Here is a 19,079-nt window from a genome sequence, read left to right as displayed (position 1 = left end):
TGAGCCGACTCAGATGTCGAGGAACCGAACGTCCTTGGCGTTGCGCTGGATGAACGAGCGCCGGGCTTCGACGTCCTCGCCCATCAGCACCGAGAACAGGTCGTCGGCCTGGGCCGCGTCGTCCAGGGTGACCTGGCCCAGGACGCGGTGGTCCACGTCCATGGTGGTGACGCGCAGCTCCTCGGCGTTCATCTCACCGAGACCCTTGAAGCGCTGGATCGAGTCTTCCTTGATCCGCTTGCCGTTGCTCTTGCCGAGCTCGACCAGGGCGTCGCGCTCGCGGTCGGAGTACGCGTACTCGAAGTCGTCGCGGCCCCACTTGATCTTGTAGAGCGGGGGGCGGGACAGGTACACGTGCCCGGCCTCGACCAGCGGCCGCATGAAGCGGAACAGGAAGGTCAGCAGCAGGGTGTTGATGTGCTGGCCGTCGACGTCGGCGTCCGCCATCAGGATGATCTTGTGATAGCGGAGCTTCTCGATGTCGAAGTCCTCGTGGACACCGGTACCGAAGGCACTGATCAGCGCCTGGACCTCGGTGTTCTGGAGGATCTTGTCGATCCGCGCCTTCTCGACGTTCAGGATCTTGCCGCGGATGGGCAGGATGGCCTGGTACATCGGGTTGCGGCCCGACTTGGCGCTGCCGCCGGCCGAGTCGCCCTCGACGATGAAGATCTCGCACTTGGCGGGGTCGTTGGACTGGCAGTCCGACAGCTTGCCCGGCAGCGAGGCCGACTCCAGCAGGCCCTTGCGGCGGGTCAGGTCACGGGCCTTGCGGGCCGCGACGCGGGCCGTGGCGGCCTGGATCGCCTTGCGGATGATGTCCGCGGCCTCGTTCGGGTTCCGGTCGAACCAGTCGTTGAGGTGCTCGTGGACGACCTTCTGCACGAAGGTCTTGGCCTCCGTGTTGCCCAGCTTGGTCTTCGTCTGGCCCTCGAACTGCGGCTCGCCCAGCTTCACCGAGATGATCGCCGTCAGACCCTCGCGGATGTCCTCACCCGCGAGGTTGTCGTCCTTCTCCCGCAGGAACTTCTTCTCGCGCGCGTAGCGGTTGACGAGACCCGTCATCGCCGCGCGGAAGCCCTCCTCGTGGGTGCCGCCCTCGTGCGTGTGGATCGTGTTCGCGAAGGAGTAGACCCCCTCCGTGTACTGCGAGTTCCACTGCATCGCGATCTCGACCGAGAGCATGCGCTCCTTGTCCTCGGCCTCGACGTCGATGACGGTCGGGTGGATCAGCTCGCCCTTGCGGGAGTTGAGGTACTTCACGAAGTCGACGATGCCGCCCTCGTAGTAGTACTTCACCGTGCGCACCTGGTCGTCCGGCTCTTCGGCCGAGTCCGCGCCCATCGTCGCCTTGGCCGAGTCGCGCTCGTCCGTCAGCGTCAGGGTCAGGCCCTTGTTGAGGAAGGCCATCTCCTGGAAACGGCGCGAGAGCGTCTCGAAGGAGTACTCGGTCGTCTCGAAGATGTCGCCGTCGGCCCAGAACGTCACGGACGTGCCGGTCTCGGCCGTCTCCTCGTTCTTCGCCAGCGCGGCCGTCGGCGCGCCCAGCTTGTAGTCCTGGGTCCAGCGGTAGCCGTCGCGCCGCACCTCGACCGCTACCCGCGTCGACAGGGCGTTGACGACGGACACACCCACACCGTGCAGACCGCCGGAGACGGCGTAGCCGCCGCCGCCGAACTTGCCGCCCGCGTGCAGGACCGTCAGCACGACCTCGACGGCCGGCTTGCCCTCGGAGGGGACGATGTCGACGGGGATGCCACGGCCGTTGTCGATGACGCGGACGCCGCCGTCGGCCAGGATCGTCACGTCGATGGTGTCCGCGTGCCCGGCCAGGGCCTCGTCGACCGAGTTGTCGACGACCTCGTACACCAGGTGGTGCAGGCCGCGCTCGCCGGTCGAGCCGATGTACATGCCGGGGCGCTTGCGGACCGCGTCGAGGCCCTCGAGGACCTGGATCTGACTGCCGGTGTACTCGACGGGGTCGCCGTTCTCGCCGGCGGTGGACTGGTTGTCGTTGGGGTTGCCGGAATCGGCCACGAAGCGCCCTTTCTGGCACAGCACAGGCCGTACTCCGGGCCAGCAGGCATGCGAGCAGGAGCGGCTGCGTCAATCTGCGTTGTCAGCTTTTGTCGACTGGATCCCGCAAGGCGGCGGGATTTCCGTCAGTCTACCGGTACCACGGACATGAATGGGGGTTTGCCAGTACCTGAGTCCGCATGTGCCGCCCTCAACCCGCACTCTCCGACTCCCCATATCCGGGCAGGGGCTCAAAGAGGCTCACACGGGCATCCAGCGCTTCGGGCTGTCAACCTCCCGCCACCGTGAGCGAGACCACTGACAGGTCCGCGCGGGGCGGCTTGCGGACCCGCCCCGCGACGGCCCGCGCTCAGCCGTACGTGTCCCCCGGACCCGTGCTCCCCGGCGCCCGCAGCGGCCCGTACCGGCGGGGTCGCCCGCCCGGTCCCTGCACCTTGATCAGCCGGACCGTGCCCTGCCCGAGGTCCTCGTTCAGCCGGGCCACCAGCTGCGGGGCGAGCAGCTTCAGCTGGGCCGCCCAGGCCGAGGAGTCGCACCGCACGACCAGTTCACGGTCCTCGTACCGCTCCGGTTCACAGTGCGCCGCCACCTCCGGGCCGACGATCTGCGCCCAGCGCTCCATCACGCCCGCGACCGCCATCGGCATCTCCCAGCCGCGCTCGGTGCGCAGCCGGTCCAGCGCCGCCATCAGCGGCATCGGGTCGCGGCCGTCCGCCCGGGCGCCCGAGCGCAGGCCCGGCTGGCCGTGGCGGGACTTCTTGCCGCCCGCCGCGAGCCCGCGCGCCCGCGCCTGCTCCCGCGCGGCCGCCAGCGCCTGGCGGGCCAGGTCGACACCGGACGGCTCCGGCGCCTTGCGCGCCGCCCCGGGCGCCCCGGGGCCCTGCTCGCCTTCGCTCACCATCGCGTCACCTCACCACCGGACACCCCGAACCGAGCCCCCGCCAGCACCCCCGGAACGTCATCGTCCACGGCGGCCGTCACCAGTACCTGCTCGCCGCCGGCCACCAGCTCCGCCAGCCGCTCCCGGCGCCGCGCGTCCAGCTCGGCGAACACGTCGTCGAGGATCAGCACCGGCTCGCTGCCCTCGGAGCGCAGCAGCTCGTAGGAGGCCAGCCGCAGCGCCAGCGCGTAGGACCAGGACTCGCCGTGGCTCGCGTACCCCTTCGCGGGCAGCTCCCCGAGGCGCAGCAGCGCGTCGTCGCGGTGCGGTCCCACCAGGGTCACCCCGCGCTCGATCTCCTGCTTGCGGGCCTCGGCGAGGGCGCCCATGAGGACGTCGTACAGCGCCTCCCGGGTCCGCGCGGCGCCCGAGTCCACCGCCTCGCCCGCCGCCCCGGCCAGCGAGGTCGGCCGGTAGACCAGCCCGAGCGGACCACCGCCGGGCGCGAGCTGCTCGTACGCCTTGTCGGCGAGCGGCAGCAGGGTCGCGATCAGGTCGAGGCGGTGGGCCAGCAGCTCTGCGCCGGTGCGGGCCAGGTGCTGGTCCCACACGTCCAGGGTGGAGAGGTCCATCGAGCGGCCGCCGTGGCGGCGGGCCATCGCCGCCGACTTCAGCAGGGTGTTGCGCTGCTTGAGCACCCGGTCGTAGTCGGAGCGGACCGCGGCCATCCGCGGCGAGCGCGCGGTGACCAGCTCGTCCAGGAACGTGCGGCGCTCGCCCGGGTCGCCCTTGACCAGGGCCAGGTCCTCCGGCGCGAACAGCACCGTCCGTACGATCCCCAGCACGTCACGCGGTCTGACCTGCGAGGACCGGTTGATCCGGGCCCGGTTGGCGCGGCCCGGATTCAGCTCCAGCTCGACGAGCTGGCTGCGCTCGCCCTGGGTCACGGCCGCGCGGATGACGGCGCGCTCGGCGCCCATCCGCACGAGCGGGGCGTCCGAGGAGACGCGGTGGCTGCCCAGGGTCGCGAGATAGCCGACGGCCTCGACCAGATTGGTCTTGCCCTGGCCGTTGGGGCCCACGAAAGCGGTGACGCCCGGGTCGAGCGGAACCTCGACCCGGGCGTACGAGCGGAAGTCGGCCAACGACAGATGCGTGACGTGCATGACGGCGCCGACCTCCCCCGGCCCTACTACTGCTTGGTGTTACTGGTGTTGCTGATGTTGCTGGTGTTGCCGGTTCGTATCGGCCGGTGGGTGACGCCTACTTCTTCTCGACCGCGTGGCCGCCGAACTGGTTGCGCAGCGCGGCGATCATCTTCATCTGCGGGGAGTCGTCCTGGCGCGAGGCGAAGCGCGCGAAGAGCGACGCGGTGATCGCCGGCAGCGGCACCGCGTTGTCGATCGCGGCCTCGACCGTCCAGCGGCCCTCGCCGGAGTCCTGGGCGAAGCCCTTGAGGCCCTCGAGGTGCTCGTCGTCGTCCAGCGCGTTCACCGCCAGGTCCAGCAGCCAGGAACGGATGACCGTGCCCTCCTGCCAGGAGCGGAAGACCTCGCGGACGTCGGTCACCGAGTCGACCTTCTCGAGCAGCTCCCAGCCCTCGGCATAGGCCTGCATCATGGCGTACTCGATGCCGTTGTGGACCATCTTCGCGAAGTGGCCCGCACCGATCTTTCCGGCGTGTACGGCGCCGAACTCGCCCTCGGGCTTGAGGGCGTCGAAGACGGGCTGGACGGTGGCCACGTGCTCCGCCGCACCGCCGTACATGAGCGCGTAGCCGTTCTCCAGGCCCCACACACCGCCGGAGACACCGCAGTCGACGAAGCCGATGCCCTTGGCCGCCAGCTCCGCGCCGTGCTTCTCGTCGTCCGTCCAGCGCGAGTTGCCGCCGTCGACCACGATGTCGCCGGGCGAGAGCAGCTCGCCCAGTTCGTCGACGGTGGACTGGGTGGCCGCGCCGGCCGGGACCATCACCCACACCACGCGGGGAGCCTGCAGACTGTCCACAAGTTCGCGCAGGCTGTGGACATCGGCCAGGTCCGGGTTGCGGTCGAATCCGATGACGGTGTGCCCTGCGCGGCGGATGCGCTCGCGCATGTTGCCGCCCATCTTGCCGAGACCGACGAGACCGAGTTCCATCAGGTGGTTCCTTAAGCGTCGAGGCGATTCTTCCCGGGTTTTTCCCCGCGTCCGAGCCTACGCCGGGGCGCGCGGCCCGGCGCAGCTGGCGCCCCGGGGAAGGCGCCAGGCCCGGCCCGCGGGCGGCGGGGCCGGGCCTGAGCGGCCTGCTGGAAGCGGGCGGTCCGGGGTCAGCCGGAGAGGCGCACCGGCATGATCAGGTACTTGTACGCCTCGTCGGCCTCGGCGTCGACGGCCGGGCGGCCGCTGAGCAGCGCCGGCTTGGTCGAGGTGGTGAAGCTGAGCTGGGCGGCGGGCGAGTCGATCGCGCTCAGGCCGTCCAGCAGGAAGGTCGGGTTGAAGGCGATCGAGATGTCGTCGCCCTCCAGCTTGGCGTCGACGCGCTCCACAGCCTGTGCATCGTCGCTGGAACCGGCTTCGAGGATCAGCACGCCCTGCTCGAAGCTCAGGCGGACCGGGGTGTTGCGCTCGGCGACCAGGGCCACGCGCTTGACGGCCTCGACGAACGGGGCGGTCTCGATCACGGCGACGGAGTTGAACTCGGTCGGGAAGAGTGTGCGGTACTTCGGCAGGTCGCCCTCGAGCAGGCGGGTGGTGGTGCGGCGGCCCGCGCCCTCGAAGCCGATCAGGCCCTCGCCCTTGCCGGAGCCGGAGAGCGCCAGGGTGACCGTGTCACCGCTGGTCAGGGACTTGGCGGTGTCCAGGAGCGTCTTGGCGGGCACCAGGGCCACGGCCGAGGCCTCGGGGTCCTCCGGCTTCCACGTGAACTCGCGGACCGCGAAGCGGTAGCGGTCGGTGGAGGCCAGGGTGACGCGCTCGCCCTCGATCTCGATGCGCACACCGGTCAGCACCGGCAGCGTGTCGTCACGGCCGGCGGCGATGGCCACCTGGGCGGCGGCGGAGGCGAAGACGTCCCCGGGGACGGTGCCGGTGGCGGTCGGCATCTGCGGCAGCGCCGGGTATTCCTCCACAGGCAGGGTGTGGAGTGTGAATCGCGAGGAGCCGCAGACCACGGTCGCCCGTACACCGTCTGTGGAAATCTCCACCGGCCGGTTGGGCAGGGCGCGGCAGATGTCGGCGAGCAGTCGGCCGGAGACGAGGACGGTGCCGTCCTCCTCGACGTCCGCCTCGACCGAGACGCGGGCCGAGACCTCGTAGTCGAAGCCGGAGAGGCTCAGGGAGCCTTCCTCGGCCTTCAGGAGAAGGCCCGCGAGAACGGGCACCGGCGGCCGGGCCGGGAGGCTACGGGCGGCCCAAGCCACCGCCTCCGCGAGTACGTCGCGCTCCACCCGGATCTTCACCGGAAACCGCCTCCTGCTGATTGCTGGCTTTCGTCGTCGGCCGGCGGCTCTCTGCCCCGATGCCGGAGACCAGTCTGACCTACGGCGCCGACAGGCGTCGCTGCTGGCGGTCAAGCCGGGTGGGAGGTGTCGGAGAGCCGATCACGGCGAGTTGTGCACAGGCCCTGCTTGAAAACCAGACCAGGCCTAACTGTCTATGGGAGTAGTAGTAGGGCCTGTGGATACAGTGGATAACTGCCTTCTCGCAGGTCAGACCCTGTTTTTTATCCACCGACCCTGTGGGTGGAGCCGGTGGAAAACCCCCTGTGTCTGTGGAGAACAAAAACTTCTGCACAGGCTGTCCCCAGGTGACCCCTGTTACTCCACAGGTGCGTCCCCAGGTTTCCCCCGGTACTCCACAACCCAAACGTCTACATCGGTGTGACGGCTTTCACTCGGGGCGGTGACAGAGGCCCCGAAGTTGCCGAACAGTGGACAAGGGTGTGGAGAAGCTCCTTGATCCTGTGCACGGCCGATCCAAACCTGTGGGTTGCCGGTGGACAGAGCCGTGGACGAACCTGTGGACAAAAAGTTGTCCACAGCCTGTGGATAACAGTTGCGCACAATTCCACAGGGTCATGACCTGGGCTGATGATCTCTCAGACGCAGCGCCTGTGGACAGATTGTGGGTGACGCGCGTGGTCCCCAGCCTGTGGACGACAGAAAGTCGCCCAATCTGTGGATGAGTTGGCTCCCAGGGGGCGTATTCGAACAACTTGGGGGCGCGCACATGACGAAGGGCGCCCCCGGTGTGGTCCGGAAGCGCCCCTCGGCCGTGCTCGCTGGCGGGCTCAAGGCCCGGAATCAGGCGTTCTTGATGCGGTTCGTCAGCTCCGTCACCTGGTTGTAGATGGACCGGCGTTCGGCCATCAGGGCGCGGATCTTGCGGTCCGCGTGCATCACCGTGGTGTGGTCGCGGCCGCCGAACTGCGCCCCGATCTTGGGCAGCGAGAGGTCCGTCAGCTCCCGGCACAGGTACATGGCGATCTGCCGGGCCGTGACGAGCACGCGGCTGCGCGAGGAGCCGCACAGGTCGTCCACGGTCAGCCCGAAGTAGTCCGCGGTCGCCGCCATGATGTCCGCGGCGGTGATCTCGGGCGCCGCATCCTCGCCGCCCGGGATCAGGTTCTTCAGGACGTCCTCGGTCAGACCGAGGTCCACCGGCTGCCGGTTGAGGCTGGCGAAGGCCGTCACCCGGATCAGCGCCCCCTCCAGCTCGCGGATGTTGCGCGAGATGCGGGAGGCGATGAACTCCAGTACCTCCGGCGGGGCGTTGAGCTGCTCCTGGACGGCCTTCTTGCGCAGGATCGCGATCCGGGTCTCCAGCTCGGGCGGCTGGACGTCGGTGATCAGACCCCACTCGAAGCGGTTGCGGAGCCGGTCCTCCAGGGTGACGAGCTGCTTGGGCGGCCGGTCGGAGGACAGCACGATCTGCTTGTTCGCGTTGTGGAGCGTATTGAAGGTGTGGAAGAACTCCTCCTGCGTCGACTCCTTGCTCGCGAGGAACTGGATGTCGTCGACCAAGAGGATGTCCATCTCGCGGTAACGCTTGCGAAAGGCGTCGCCCTTGCCGTCGCGGATGGAGTTGATGAACTCGTTGGTGAACTCCTCGGAGCTCACGTAACGCACCCGGGTGCCCGGGTAGAGGCTGCGCGCGTAGTGCCCGATGGCGTGCAGCAGGTGCGTCTTGCCGAGTCCCGACTCCCCATAGATGAAGAGCGGGTTGTAGGCCTTTGCCGGAGCCTCGGCGACGGCGACCGCGGCCGCGTGCGCGAAGCGGTTGGACGCGCCGATGACGAAGGTGTCGAAGAGGTACTTGGGGTTCAGCCGGGCGGTGGGCTCCAGCGGGCCCGAGGACGAGCCGCCGGAACCGCCGCCCGATGACGACTGCCTGCCGGTGCCGCTCTGTCCGCCGGGACCGCCGGGACCGCCCGGGCCGCCGGGACCGGTGCGGCCGGGGGTGGGGCGCGGCGCGGGCTGCTCGTACTGCTGCTGCTCGTAGGAGGACTTGTCGTAGGACTGCTGCTCGTAGCCCTGCTGACGGTTCTGCTCGTACTGCTGCTGTTCGTACGACGGCTCGTACCCCTGGGGGTCGGGCTGCTGGAGGTAACCGGGCTGGGGGGAGGCGTACGGGTCGCGCTCCGGGTAGCCGCCGAGGCGGGGCTGCTGCCAGCCGTACTCCTCCTGCTGGCCGCCGCGGGGCCAGGAGCCGGGCTCGGGGCGCTGCTGCTGGTAGTCCGGGTAGGCCGGGCGGCCGGTGGGGAGCTGGTCGTCGGCGGGGCCGGTGTGACCGGAGTGTCCCGTGTGGCCGCCGTTGCGCTGGCCGGGGTAGGACCCCGACTCGTAGGAGTCGCGCTGGGCGGCGGGCGGCGCCTGCGGCGCGGGCTCACCGGCGGAGTCGTCCACGGTGATGGCGATCCGGATGGGACGGCCGCACTCGCGGCTCAGCGCGTCACTGATCAGCGGAGCGAGCCGGCCCTCCAGGACCCGCTTGCCCCATTCATTGGGGACGGCGAGCAGCGCGGTGTCGGCGACGAGAGCCAGCGGCTGGCAGCGCTCGACCCACTGCTTGTCCTTCGGCTCGATGCCCTGCTGACCTTCCCCGAGCAGCTTCTCGAGCACGCGCGGCCACACTGCGGCAAGATCGGCAGGTACGTCAGCCACAGAGCACGCTCTCTCACGGGGGTCCCACGAATGTGTGGTTCTTTGGGACGGTCGGGACAAAAAATCAGGGGTCGGGCAACGGTAGTCAGGCCGACGGGTACGGTTCAAGTCGTTGTCCACAGCCTGTGCACAGTGGACCACGTCGTCGCCTCGGTTTGACCGGATGGCGTAGCCGCGCGTACCGTAACGAGGTCGAGTTGTCGATGGCTGCTGCCGCCTGCCTACCGATGGGCGAAGATCACTGATTGTGATCATGTAGCGGTGCCACTCGGGCGATCACGCGAGTTTCCTCGTGGGCGCACGGTGACAGCCAGGCGATGTCCCGCCACAACGATTCATTCTCTGGAGCCCCCGAGTGAGCAAGCGCACCTTCCAGCCGAACAACCGCCGTCGTGCCAAGACCCACGGCTTCCGTCTCCGGATGCGTACCCGTGCCGGTCGCGCGATCCTGGCCAACCGTCGCGGCAAGGGCCGTACCGAACTCTCCGCGTAACCAACGCACACAGGTCGTGATGTCGTGCTGTCTCCCGAAAATCGGCTGAGGCGGCGCGAGGACTTCGCGAGCGCGGTGCGTCGAGGTCGTCGGGCTGGTCGCCCGCTCCTCGTCGTTCACCTACGTACCAGCGGTGCCACGGACCCGCACGAGCCGGGGGAGATCGATCCCTCGACGCGTGCGGGTTTCGTCGTCAGCAAGGCGGTAGGTGTCGCCGTCGTCCGCAGCCGGGTCAAGCGCAGGCTGCGTCATCTGGTCCGCGAGCGGCTCTCCGAGCTGCCCGCCGGTAGCCTGATGGTGGTGCGTGCGTTGCCCGGAGCGGGTGATGCCGACTATGACGATCTGGCCCGGGACCTGGACGCCGCACTGGCGCGGCTCCTGGGAGGCGTGGCTCGATGAAGTACCCGCTGCTCGCCCTGATCAAGCTGTACCAGTGGACGATCAGTCCGCTGCTCGGACCGGTGTGCCGTTATTACCCGTCGTGCTCTCGCTACGGGTTCGCGGCCATCGACCGGCATGGTGCGGTGAAGGGGACAGTACTGACCGCCTGGCGGATCCTGCGGTGCAATCCGTGGAGTCCAGGCGGTGTGGATCATGTCCCACCTCGTAAACGCCCGCGTTGGCACGAGCAGCTGCGCAGTGCGTTGCGTCGATCTCGCAATGCTCAAGGAGCCTGATTAGTGGACACGATTGCCAGTCTGTTCAGCTTTATCACCTATCCCGTCTCGTGGATCATCGTTCAGTTCCACAAGGTCTACGGCGCGGTCTTCGGTGCGGACAGTGGGTGGGCCTGGGGCCTGTCCATCGTGTCCCTGGTGATCCTGATCCGTATCTGCCTGATCCCGCTCTTCGTGAAGCAGATCAAGTCGACGCGGGGCATGCAGGCGCTCCAGCCGAAGATGAAGGCGATCCAGGAGCGCTACAAGAACGACAAGCAGCGTCAGTCCGAAGAGATGATGAAGCTGTACAAGGAGACGGGCACCAACCCGCTCTCCTCGTGCCTTCCCATCCTGGCGCAGTCGCCGTTCTTCTTCGCGCTGTACCACGTGCTCTCGAGCATCGCCAATGGCACGACCATCGGCGTCATCGACCAGTCGCTGCTGGAGAGCGCCCGCAAGGCCCACATCTTCGGGGCCCCGCTGGCTGCCAAGTTCATGAACAGCGCCGACGACGTCGCGAAGCTCGGTGCCTCGATCGTCGACGTGCGCATCGTGACCGCGGTCATGATCGTCATGATGTCGTTCTCGCAGTTCTACACCCAGCGCCAGCTGATGCAGAAGAACGTCGACCTCTCGGTCAAGACGCCGTTCATGCAGCAGCAGAAGATGCTGATGTACATCTTCCCGCTGATCTTCGCGGTGATGGGCATCAACTTCCCCGTCGGTGTCCTCGTCTACTGGCTGACCACGAACGTGTGGACCATGGGCCAGCAGATGTACGTGATCAGCCAGAACCCGACCCCGGGCAGCAAGGCTCAGGACCAGTACCTGACCCGCCTGGTGAAGCACCTCGGCTCGCACGGCGAGGTCAAGGGACGCGGCAAGAAGAAGATCGTCGCGGCGATCGTGGCCAAGGGCCCGGACCGCAACGACAACGAGCGCAAGTTCATCACCACGCTGGCGAAGCAGGGCCTGGCCGCGCAGCCGGACGGTTCGGTGATCAAGAGTTCCGAGGCCACGGCGGACGCGGATGCGGCGAGCGGTGGTGTCGCCAAGCGGCAGCAGCCGAAGCGGCAGTCGAAGTCGCAGCGGCAGACGCCGCCCCCCAGCAAGCCCTCCACCAAGAAGTAAGAAGGAGTCCATCCCGTGACGGAAGGCACCATCTCAGCCCCCGCTGCCGAGGGTGGCGACACCCTGACCCGCCTGGAGCAGGAGGGTGAGATCGCGGCTGACTACCTCGAGGGTCTGCTGGACATCGCCGATCTGGACGGCGACATCGACATGGACGTCGAGGCCGACCGGGCCGCGGTGTCGATCGTCAGCGACTCGTCGAGCCGTGACCTGAGCAAGCTCGTGGGGCGGGACGGTGAGGTGCTGGAGGCTCTGCAGGAGCTGACGCGCCTGGCCGTGCACCGGGAGACCGGGGACCGCAGCCGGCTGATGCTGGACATCGCGGGGTTCCGGGCGAAGAAGCGCGAGGAGCTGGCGATCCTGGGTGCGCAGGCCGCGGCGGACGCGAAGGCCTCGGGTGAGCCGGTGAAGCTGGCCCCGATGACTCCGTTCGAGCGCAAGGTCGTGCACGACGCCGTCGCGGCGGCGGGTCTGAGCAGCGAGTCCGAGGGCGAGGAGCCGCAGCGCTTCGTCGTTGTGCTTCCGGCCTGATCGCAAGCGTGAGTGTTCGGCCCCGTCTGTGTCGCAGGCGGGGCCGAAGTTTGTCAGCCTGACTGTTGAACTACACGATTTTGAGTGCGGTACGGAAGGACGGTCCCCGTGACGGAGACAGCGGAGCTTCCCCCGGCGCCTGAAGAGGCCCGCGCGGTATTCGGTGAGTACTTCCCGGAAGCTGTCCGCTACGCGGAGCTGCTGGCGGACGCGGGAGTGCAGCGGGGCCTGATCGGCCCCCGCGAGGTCCCGCGCCTGTGGGAGCGGCACCTGCTGAACTGCGCGGTGCTCTCCGAGGTGGTGCCCGAGGGCGTCACCGTGTGCGACGTGGGCTCCGGGGCCGGGCTGCCGGGCATCCCGCTGGCGCTGGTGCGGCGAGATCTGAAGATCACGCTGCTCGAGCCGCTGCTGCGGCGCACGAACTTCCTCCAGGAAGCCGTGGAGCTGCTGGGTCTCGACCACGTGACCGTGGTGCGCGGCCGGGCGGAAGAGATGCTGGGCAAGGTACAGCCGGTGCATGTGGTGACGGCGCGTGCCGTGGCCCCGCTGGACCGGCTGGCCGGCTGGGGCGTTCCGCTGCTGCGTCCGTACGGAGAGATGCTGGCGCTGAAGGGCGACACGGCCGAGGAGGAGCTGGTGGCGGCGAAGGCCGCGCTGGCGAAGCTCGGTGTGGTGAAGACCTCGGTGCTGCAGGTGGGCGAGGGGATCGTGGATCCGCTGTCGACCGTGGTGCGGGTGGAGGTCGGGGAAAGCCCCGGCGGGGTGAGGTTTGCGGCCAAGCGGGCTAAGGCGGCTCGGGTGTCCCGCACGCGCCGTCGGCGCTGAGCGGGGCCTGACGGGTGCCCGCTCAGCGACGGGGCGGGCGCGCGCCGGGATCCATTGCGGGTCCATTGCGCCCTATAGGTATGGATTTCGGAGTGTTGTAGCGGGCTGATGACTCCGTCCGGGCATCGTGTTTCACGTGAAACGTCGCTCTCTGCTGCACGGAATCATCAGCCGCGGTCGTGCGGCCACCTCGTCGCGGGACCGTAAGGACGGCGCGGGGGTGATCGAGTTGTCCACATCGGTGGAATCGTCCACAGGAGTACGGGCCCCGCTGGTTCGCGACCCCGATGGCATGGCAGGCTCTGTTCATCGCGAGCCTGATGTCGAGGAGAGTGAACCCGTGCGGTCTGACGCCAACCTCGCGGGGCCGATGGCCGACCCGGTCCCCGGTCCCCGCTCAGAGTCGGCGGGCGACGATGTTTCACGTGAAACATCGTCTCCGCCCCTTGTGGACAATGACACCCCCATCGGCCGTGCCGCCCAATTGGCGGTAGAGGCATTGGGCCGGGCCGGTGAAGGTCTGCCGAGGCCCGGCCAGACCCGGATCATGGTCGTCGCCAACCAGAAGGGCGGCGTCGGCAAGACCACGACGACCGTCAACCTGGCGGCGTCGCTGGCTCTGCACGGCGCCCGGGTCCTGGTCATCGACCTTGACCCACAGGGCAATGCCTCCACGGCGCTGGGTATCGACCACCACGCCGATGTGCCGTCGATCTACGACGTACTGGTGGAGAGCAGGCCGCTGCTGGAGGTCGTCCAGCCCGTGGTGGACGTGGAAGGTCTCTTCTGCGCTCCGGCCACGATCGATCTGGCAGGAGCCGAGATCGAGCTGGTGTCGCTGGTGGCCCGGGAGAGCCGGCTCCAGCGGGCGATCCAGGCGTACGAGCAGCCGCTCGACTACATCCTCATCGACTGCCCGCCCTCATTGGGCCTGCTGACGGTGAATGCCCTGGTCGCGGGCGCGGAGGTGCTGATCCCGATCCAGTGCGAGTACTACGCCCTGGAAGGTCTGGGACAGCTGCTGCGCAACGTCGACCTGGTGCGGGCCCACCTCAACCCGAATCTGCACGTCTCCACGATCCTGCTGACGATGTACGACGGCAGGACCCGGCTGGCCTCCCAGGTCGCCGAGGAGGTGCGCACCCACTTCGGCAACGAGGTGCTGCGGACGAGCATCCCGCGGTCGGTGCGCATCTCGGAGGCCCCGAGCTACGGGCAGACGGTGCTCACCTACGACCCGGGTTCCAGCGGCTCCCTCTCCTATCTGGAGGCGGCGCGAGAGATCGCGCTGCGCGGGGCCGGAATCCAGTACGACGCCCGGCAGGCCCATCTGGGCGCCGGTGTGAACAGCACGCAGAGCATGTCGGAGGGGATCCAGTGAGTGAGCGACGTAGGGGTCTGGGGCGGGGACTCGGTGCGCTGATCCCCGCGGCTCCGCAAGAGAGAACTCCCGCGGCGGTGGGGGCCGGATCGACGTCACCGTCGGCCGTTCCGGTACTGCCGTCGGAGCGCGGGATCGCGGCGGCGAAGCTGGCCTCGCTGGCGCAGGCCGATGTTTCACGTGAAACGGAGCACGCCTCGGCGGCCGCCGAGCCGGAAACCACCGCGGTGGCCGGGGCGGTGTTCGCAGAACTGCCGATGGACGCGATCACGCCGAACCCGCGCCAGCCGCGCGAGGTGTTCGACGAGGACGCCCTGGCCGAGCTGGTCACCTCCATCCAGGAGGTGGGCCTGCTCCAGCCGGTGGTGGTGCGGCAGTCGGCTCCGGGCCGCTACGAACTCATCATGGGTGAGCGGCGCTGGCGGGCCTGTCGCAAGGCCGGTCTGGAGCGGATTCCGGCGATCATCCGGGCGACCGATGACGAGAAGCTGCTGCTGGACGCGCTGTTGGAGAACCTGCACCGGGCGCAGCTGAATCCGCTGGAAGAGGCCGCGGCCTACGACCAGCTGCTCCAGGACTTCAACTGCACCCACGATCAGCTGGCGGACCGGATCGGGCGTTCGCGCCCGCAGGTGTCCAACACGCTGCGGCTGCTGAAGCTGTCGCCGCGGGTCCAGCGCCGGGTGGCCGCGGGCGTACTCTCGGCGGGGCACGCGCGGGCACTGCTGTCGGTGGAGGACTCCGAAGAGCAGGACCGGCTGGCCCACCGGATCGTGGCCGAGGGTCTGTCGGTACGCGCGACCGAGGAGATCGTCGCGCTGATGGGGACGGAGCCGACGAGTTCGGTGAAGCCGAAGGGCCCCCGGGCGGGTGCTCGGGTGGCTCCGGCGCTGACCGACCTGGCGTCGCGGCTCTCGGACCGGTTCGAGACGCGGGTGAAGGTGGATCTGGGCCAGAAGAAGGGCAAGATCACCGTCGAGTTCGCGTCGATGGAGGACCTGGAGCGCATTCTGGGGACGCTGGCGCCGGGCGAGGGCCGGGTCTTGGAACAGGGGCTTGCCGGGGAGTGACCCCGGATCGCCGTGGGGCGGGTCGTACCGGTGAAAACCGGCGCGGCCCGCCCTTTGCCGTGGTCCGGTGTTGGAGACGCGGGGCTGTGGATACGATGCTTTCATGGGTCGCCGGGTCGTACCGCTCACGCTGGACAACCTCCGGGACCTGCCCAGACGTTGCCGCTCCTGTGTCTTCTGGGAGCTGGATCCCGTCAGCGGCAACGCCGCGGTGAAGTCGGGGACCGCGGAGCAGGAGAAGGAAGCCTGGATCTCCGCGGTGCTGCTGGAGTGGGGGTCCTGCGGCCGGGTGGTCTATGTGGACGAGGTCCCGGTGGGATTCGTGCTGTACGCCCCGCCCGCCTATGTCCCCCGTGCGACCGCGTTTCCGACCAGCCCGGTCTCACCGGACGCCGTCCAGCTGATCACGGCGTGGATCATGCCCGGGTATCAGGGGCAGGGTTTGGGCCGGGTCATGGTGCAGACGGTCGCGAAGGATCTGCTGCGGCGGGGGTTCCGGGCGATCGAGGCTTTCGGGGACGCCCGCTGGGACGGTCCCGCCTGCCTCCTGCCCGCCGATCACCTGCTGGCCGTGGGCTTCAAGACGGTGCGCCCCCACCCGGTGAACCCACGGCTGAGGCTGGAGCTGCGCTCCACGCTGTCGTGGAAGGAAGACGTGGAGCTGGCGCTGGACCGGCTGCTCGGCGGCGCGCGCAAGGAACCGGCACTGCGGCCCCTGTGAGCGGGGCCGCCGCCCGTACGCGAACGGGGCCGCCCCACCAGGGGCGGCCCCGTTCGCGTACCGGGACTGTCGGACGGTTCAGGCGACCGGCTTGATGGTCACGAAGCCGTCCAGGTCGCGCAGGATGGCGGCCTTCGGCTTGGCACCGACGATGGTCTTGACGACCTCGCCACCCTGGTAGACGTTCAGCGTCGGGATGGACATGACGCCGTACTTGGCGGCGGTGTCCGGGTTCTGGTCGATGTTCAGCTTGACGATCTCGATCTCATCGCCGTACTCGGCCGCGATGGCCTCCAGGGACGGGGCGATCTGGCGGCACGGGCCGCACCATTCGGCCCAGAAGTCCACCAGGACGGGCTTCTCGCTGGCCAGGACATCTGCGTCGAAGCTGGCGTCGGTCACGGTCTTCAGGGTGCCGGCCACAGCGGCCTCCTTCTTCTACGGGGTGTGGGGTGTGGGGTGGTGCTGTGCGAGGGGCTCAGACAGCCGCGGCGGCGTGCTCGGCGTCCGTGAGGGCGGCGAGGAAGCGCTCGGCGTCGAGGGCGGCGGAGCAGCCCGTGCCGGCGGCGGTGATGGCCTGACGGTACGTGTGGTCCACGACGTCACCAGCGCCGAACACGCCGGTCACGTTGGTGCGGGTGGAGGGGGCGTCGACCTTCAGGTAGCCCTCCCCGTCCAGCTCCAGCTGGCCCTTGAAGAGCTCGGTGCGCGGGTCGTGGCCGACGGCGATGAAGAGGCCGGTCACGGGCAGCTCGGAGGTCTCACCGGTCTTGGTGTTGCGCAGGGTCAGACCGGCCAGCTTCGGGTCACCGTGGATCTCGGCGACCTCGCTGTCCCAGGCAAACTTGATCTTCGGGTCGGCGAAGGCGCGGTCCTGCATCGTCTTGGAGGCGCGCAGGCTGTCACGGCGGTGGATGATCGTGACGGACTTGGCGAACCGCGAGAGGAAGGTCGCCTCCTCCATCGCGGTGTCACCGCCGCCGACGACGGCGATGTCCTGGTCCTTGAAGAAGAACCCGTCGCAGGTGGCACACCAGGAGACACCGCGGCCGGAGAGCGCGTCCTCGTTGGGCAGGCCGAGCTTGCGGTGCTGGGAGCCCGTGGTGACGATGACGGCCTTGGCGCGGTGCACGGTACCGGCGGTGTCGGTGACGGTCTTGATGTCACCGGTGAGGTCGACGGAGACGATGTCGTCCGGGACCAGCTCGGCACCGAAGCGCTCGGCCTGGTCGCGCATGTTGTCCATGAGGTCGGGCCCCATGATGCCGTCACGGAAGCCGGGGAAGTTCTCGACCTCGGTGGTGTTCATGAGGGCGCCGCCCGCGGTGACCGCGCCCTCGAAGACGAGGGGCTTGAGCGAGGCACGTGCGGTGTACAGGGCGGCCGTGTAACCGGCCGGCCCGGAGCCGATGATGATCACGTTTCGTACGTCGCTCACGGGTACTTTCCTCGTCTCTGCGGACTGCTTCTTGCCTACCGGGGGGCCGGTGCGGACTCTCACCCCACCCAACGGATCCTACGGCGCGAGCATTCCCGAGTGGTGCCTGTGACGTCCGGAACGTCTCAGAGGCGAGGATAGGTGCTGGTCAACAGCACCGCGCCGGGGCCGGAACCGGGGGTGTCCGCGCAGGCGGAGCCGATGAGGTAGGCGTCCACCCGCTCGGCGTCGCCGGGGTGCGGGAGGACCACCAGGTAGACGGGGGTGCCCTGGTAGCTGCCCTGGCCGGTGGCCAGCGGCGGGTCCTGGCGCCCGGTGCCCTCCTGGACGCACTCCGGGACGGCGGCCGGCGTCCGGCGATCCCCGGGCGCGATCCCACCGCCGGGCGCGACGTTCTGCGGCCCCGGACTCTGCGCCTCCTTGGCGGACTGCCCGTTGGCCTTCCCCTCGGTGAGGAGCTGCTGGACGGTGGACCGCAGGTTCTGGGCGGAGTACTCCCCCGCGGCCTTGGGCTCGGCCAGGGCGCTCGCCGCGTCCTTGCGGGCCGAGGCGTCGTGCGAGGGAGAGGTCGGGAGGCCGGTGAACAGGAAGACCCCGAGGGCGCAGGCGGCCGCTCCGGCGAGGCCCGTCAGCACGGCGATGCGCCTGCGTGCCCTGCGGCGCCCGGGGCCGGTGGGCCCTGCGGGACGGCCCGCGGGGGCGCGGACGGCGGGCGATGTTTCACGTGAAACATCGGGGGCGGTGGGGTGCTCGGGGGTGGAGAGCGGCGTGGCGAGGGGCTGAGGGGCGGGAGGCCGGGCATCGAGGAGGGCTTCCGCGGCCAGTGCGGCGTCGATCCGGCCCGCGATGTCCACGGGCATCCGGGGCGGCCCCGGGAGGGTGCCGAGGAGCGAGCGGATCTCTTCCAGGGAGGCGAGGACATCGGCGCACAGGGCGCATTCGCTCAGGTGCCGCTGTACCTCGGACATGCGGGCGGGAGGGAGGAGGCCCTCGGTGAGATCGGAGATCTCCGAGACGTCCGGGTGCCGGATCGTGCCGGTCACGCCGGTCGTGCCGCTCGTGGGAGTCATGTGCGTCCACCTCCGCCCTTCACCGAGTCTGGATCTGGATGCCTGGGGTCTGCCGCTGGTGGGACGGATGTCCCCTGCGTCCGGTTCCTTCCCCGCTCGGCCTGCGTGTTATCCCCGGTATCGGCGCGCAGATGAGTGAGGAGCGGGACGAGTTTCGCCCGGCCGCGGGCGCACCGGCTCTTGACGGTCCCGGTGGGGACGTCGAGGATCCGTGCGGCTTCGGCCACGGGGTATCCCTGCATGTCCACGAGGACGAGGGCGGCCCGCTGCTCGGCCGGCAGGGTGGCCAGAGCGGCCAGGAGCTGCCGGTGCAGTTCGTGGCGCTCGGCGGGGGCCTCGGCGGACTCGTGCGGCTCCAGGAGCCGCTCCAGGCGGTCCGTGTCGTCCAGGGGCGCGGTCTTGCGCGAGGCGGCCTTGCGGGCCCGGTCCAGGCAGGCGTTGACGGTGATCCGGTGCAGCCACGTGGTGACGGCCGATTCACCGCGGAAGGTGTGGGCGGCCCGGTAGGCGGAGACCAGTGCGTCCTGAACGGCGTCCGCGGCCTCCTCGCGGTCGCCGAGGGTCCGCAGGGCCACGGCCCACAGGCGGTCGCGATGACGCCGCACGAGTTCGCCGAACGCGTCGGGGTCTCCGGCGGTGTGCAGTGCCAGGAGCTCCTGGTCACTGCGGCCGCCGGGTGCGGCGTCGTCCAACGGTGAGC

Annotated in this window: 19 protein-coding genes; 9 read left to right on the top strand and 10 right to left on the bottom strand. The window is 69.3% G+C overall.

Going from position 1 to position 19,079, the window contains the following annotated elements:
* Window positions 1-9: 9 nt before the first annotated feature.
* The 6 genes from gyrB to dnaA all read right to left on the bottom strand — a co-directional run bounded on the left by gyrB (window position 10) and on the right by dnaA (window position 9,060).
* Window positions 10-2,061 carry a DNA topoisomerase (ATP-hydrolyzing) subunit B gene (gene gyrB / locus ABT084_RS04820; RefSeq protein ID WP_351038237.1) on the bottom strand — a complete coding sequence of 684 codons (2,052 nt, stop codon included), beginning with the start codon at window positions 2,059-2,061 and terminating at the stop codon, window positions 10-12.
* Window positions 2,062-2,386: 325 nt separating this feature from the next.
* Window positions 2,387-2,938: a DciA family protein gene (locus ABT084_RS04815; RefSeq protein ID WP_351038236.1), complete on the bottom strand. Its 552-nt coding sequence runs from the start codon at window positions 2,936-2,938 to the stop codon at window positions 2,387-2,389.
* On the bottom strand, window positions 2,932-4,083 hold the full coding sequence (recF, locus tag ABT084_RS04810; protein WP_351038235.1) for a DNA replication/repair protein RecF: 1,152 nt from the start codon (window positions 4,081-4,083) through the stop codon (window positions 2,932-2,934). Before recF ends, ABT084_RS04815 begins: the two co-directional genes overlap by 7 nt.
* A 97-nt stretch (window positions 4,084-4,180) precedes the next feature.
* Window positions 4,181-5,056 (bottom strand): phosphogluconate dehydrogenase (NAD(+)-dependent, decarboxylating), encoded by an 876-nt coding sequence (gene gnd, locus ABT084_RS04805; protein ID WP_351038234.1) that lies wholly within the window; start codon window positions 5,054-5,056, stop codon window positions 4,181-4,183.
* A 170-nt stretch (window positions 5,057-5,226) separates the two neighbouring features.
* On the bottom strand, window positions 5,227-6,357 hold the full coding sequence (gene dnaN, locus ABT084_RS04800) for a DNA polymerase III subunit beta (protein WP_330331483.1): 1,131 nt from the start codon (window positions 6,355-6,357) through the stop codon (window positions 5,227-5,229).
* A gap of 843 nt (window positions 6,358-7,200) precedes the next feature.
* Window positions 7,201-9,060, bottom strand: coding sequence for a chromosomal replication initiator protein DnaA (gene dnaA, locus ABT084_RS04795; protein WP_351038233.1), 1,860 nt, complete (start codon window positions 9,058-9,060; stop codon window positions 7,201-7,203).
* A gap of 355 nt (window positions 9,061-9,415) precedes the next feature.
* On the opposite strand from dnaA, the gene rpmH reads away from it, so the two are divergent.
* From rpmH to ABT084_RS04750, 9 genes are all read left to right on the top strand, one after another.
* Window positions 9,416-9,553, top strand: coding sequence for a 50S ribosomal protein L34 (gene rpmH / locus ABT084_RS04790; protein WP_330331485.1), 138 nt, complete (start codon window positions 9,416-9,418; stop codon window positions 9,551-9,553).
* 24 nt (window positions 9,554-9,577) lie between these two features.
* Entirely contained in the window at window positions 9,578-9,952 is a 375-nt protein-coding gene (gene rnpA / locus ABT084_RS04785; RefSeq protein WP_351038232.1) for a ribonuclease P protein component, read from the top strand.
* The gene (gene yidD / locus ABT084_RS04780; protein ID WP_385773742.1) at window positions 9,949-10,230 is read left to right on the top strand and encodes a membrane protein insertion efficiency factor YidD; all 282 of its coding nucleotides are present in this window, start codon (window positions 9,949-9,951) and stop codon (window positions 10,228-10,230) included. The genes rnpA and yidD overlap by 4 nt, the downstream gene beginning before the upstream one ends.
* A 3-nt stretch (window positions 10,231-10,233) precedes the next feature.
* Window positions 10,234-11,343 (top strand): membrane protein insertase YidC, encoded by a 1,110-nt coding sequence (gene yidC / locus ABT084_RS04775; protein ID WP_351038231.1) that lies wholly within the window; start codon window positions 10,234-10,236, stop codon window positions 11,341-11,343.
* A gap of 15 nt (window positions 11,344-11,358) precedes the next feature.
* Window positions 11,359-11,874 carry a Jag family protein gene (locus tag ABT084_RS04770; protein WP_351038230.1) on the top strand — a complete coding sequence of 172 codons (516 nt, stop codon included), beginning with the start codon at window positions 11,359-11,361 and terminating at the stop codon, window positions 11,872-11,874.
* A gap of 108 nt (window positions 11,875-11,982) precedes the next feature.
* Window positions 11,983-12,699, top strand: a complete 717-nt coding sequence (gene rsmG / locus ABT084_RS04765; RefSeq protein ID WP_351038229.1) for a 16S rRNA (guanine(527)-N(7))-methyltransferase RsmG — start codon at window positions 11,983-11,985, stop codon at window positions 12,697-12,699.
* A 292-nt stretch (window positions 12,700-12,991) separates the two neighbouring features.
* Window positions 12,992-14,080 carry a ParA family protein gene (locus tag ABT084_RS04760; RefSeq protein WP_351038228.1) on the top strand — a complete coding sequence of 363 codons (1,089 nt, stop codon included), beginning with the start codon at window positions 12,992-12,994 and terminating at the stop codon, window positions 14,078-14,080.
* Window positions 14,077-15,150, top strand: coding sequence for a ParB/RepB/Spo0J family partition protein (locus tag ABT084_RS04755; protein ID WP_351038227.1), 1,074 nt, complete (start codon window positions 14,077-14,079; stop codon window positions 15,148-15,150). Before ABT084_RS04760 ends, ABT084_RS04755 begins: the two co-directional genes overlap by 4 nt.
* Before the next feature lie 103 nt (window positions 15,151-15,253).
* Window positions 15,254-15,871 (top strand): GNAT family N-acetyltransferase, encoded by a 618-nt coding sequence (locus tag ABT084_RS04750; protein ID WP_351038226.1) that lies wholly within the window; start codon window positions 15,254-15,256, stop codon window positions 15,869-15,871.
* A gap of 78 nt (window positions 15,872-15,949) precedes the next feature.
* Here ABT084_RS04750 and trxA read toward each other — a convergent pair whose 3' ends face one another.
* From trxA to sigM, 4 genes are all read right to left on the bottom strand, one after another.
* Window positions 15,950-16,294, bottom strand: a complete 345-nt coding sequence (trxA, locus tag ABT084_RS04745; protein ID WP_351038225.1) for a thioredoxin — start codon at window positions 16,292-16,294, stop codon at window positions 15,950-15,952.
* 55 nt (window positions 16,295-16,349) lie between these two features.
* A complete protein-coding gene (gene trxB, locus ABT084_RS04740) occupies window positions 16,350-17,309 on the bottom strand; it encodes a thioredoxin-disulfide reductase (protein WP_351038224.1) in 960 nt (319 codons plus the stop codon).
* A gap of 125 nt (window positions 17,310-17,434) precedes the next feature.
* Window positions 17,435-18,379 (bottom strand): anti-sigma factor family protein, encoded by a 945-nt coding sequence (locus ABT084_RS04735; RefSeq protein WP_351038223.1) that lies wholly within the window; start codon window positions 18,377-18,379, stop codon window positions 17,435-17,437.
* Window positions 18,376-19,071, bottom strand: coding sequence for an RNA polymerase sigma factor SigM (gene sigM / locus ABT084_RS04730; protein WP_351038222.1), 696 nt, complete (start codon window positions 19,069-19,071; stop codon window positions 18,376-18,378). The genes ABT084_RS04735 and sigM overlap by 4 nt, the downstream gene beginning before the upstream one ends.
* Window positions 19,072-19,079: the final 8 nt, after the last annotated feature.

Source organism: Streptomyces sp. NPDC002138, from assembly GCF_040296485.1.
Taxonomy (GTDB): Bacteria; Actinomycetota; Actinomycetes; order Streptomycetales; family Streptomycetaceae; genus Streptomyces.
The sequence above is the reverse complement of the archived record's forward strand: the minus strand, read 5'-3'. Positions and strand labels throughout refer to the sequence as shown.

Bases quoted from the DNA above. Each gene is read 5' to 3' on its own strand.
- ABT084_RS04815 (WP_351038236.1), bottom strand. From the start codon at position 2,938: ATGGTGAGCGAAGGCGAGCAGGGCCCCGGGGCGCCCGGGGCGGCGCGC.
- recF (WP_351038235.1), bottom strand. From the start codon at position 4,083: ATGCACGTCACGCATCTGTCGTTGGCCGACTTCCGCTCGTACGCCCGG.
- gnd (WP_351038234.1), bottom strand. From the start codon at position 5,056: ATGGAACTCGGTCTCGTCGGTCTCGGCAAGATGGGCGGCAACATGCGC.
- yidD (WP_385773742.1), top strand. From the start codon at position 9,949: ATGAAGTACCCGCTGCTCGCCCTGATCAAGCTGTACCAGTGGACGATC.
- ABT084_RS04760 (WP_351038228.1), top strand. From the start codon at position 12,992: ATGGCAGGCTCTGTTCATCGCGAGCCTGATGTCGAGGAGAGTGAACCC.
- ABT084_RS04750 (WP_351038226.1), top strand. From the start codon at position 15,254: ATGGGTCGCCGGGTCGTACCGCTCACGCTGGACAACCTCCGGGACCTG.
- ABT084_RS04735 (WP_351038223.1), bottom strand. From the start codon at position 18,379: ATGACTCCCACGAGCGGCACGACCGGCGTGACCGGCACGATCCGGCAC.